Origin of the sequence: Haloferax sp. Atlit-6N (genome assembly GCF_003383195.1) — an archaeon.
In the GTDB taxonomy this organism is placed as follows: Archaea; Halobacteriota; Halobacteria; order Halobacteriales; family Haloferacaceae; genus Haloferax; species Haloferax gibbonsii.
The window spans coordinates 1-472 of record NZ_QEQJ01000281.1 but is presented as its reverse complement, the minus strand read 5'-3'; the positions used below and the strand labels follow the sequence as shown (position 1 = coordinate 472).

Sequence of the window (472 nt, the reverse complement as noted above, 5' to 3'; positions counted from 1 at the left end):
CCAGCTGCCCCAGCAGCCTGATTACCCTCGCGGTCGTGCGTTGTGGTATGAAGCTCAGATCGGTCGCCGGCGCACTCGTCGCCGGGACGGGAGCCGTCGCCCTCGCAAACGCCGCACTGAGACAGCGCGCCCCGCCGCTGGAGCCAGCACTCGGCGGTGACCACCGCACGTTCGAGTGGAACGGAATCGACGTCCGGTACGCCGAAGCGGGCGACACGGACGATCCGGACCTCGTCTTACTGCACGGCGTTAACGCCGCTGGTTCGAACGGCGAGTTCCGCGAGATATTCGACGAACTCGCGGCCGACTACCACGTGATCGCCCCCGACCTGCCCGGGTTCGGAACCTCCGAGCGCCCGCCGCTTCGATACTCCGCGACGCTCTACGAGGAGTTTGTCCGCGACTTCGTCGCCGCCTTCGAGAACCCGGCGGTCGTCGCCTCCTCGCTGACGGGGGCGTATCTCACGGCTGT

The 472-nt window shown here is 67.8% G+C and carries 1 protein-coding gene; it reads left to right on the top strand.

Annotation, left to right across the window (positions count from 1 at the left end):
- Window positions 1–47: 47 nt before the first annotated feature.
- On the top strand, window positions 48–472 hold a 425-nt coding region (locus tag DEQ92_RS22355; protein WP_115821800.1), incomplete at its 3' end, for an alpha/beta fold hydrolase.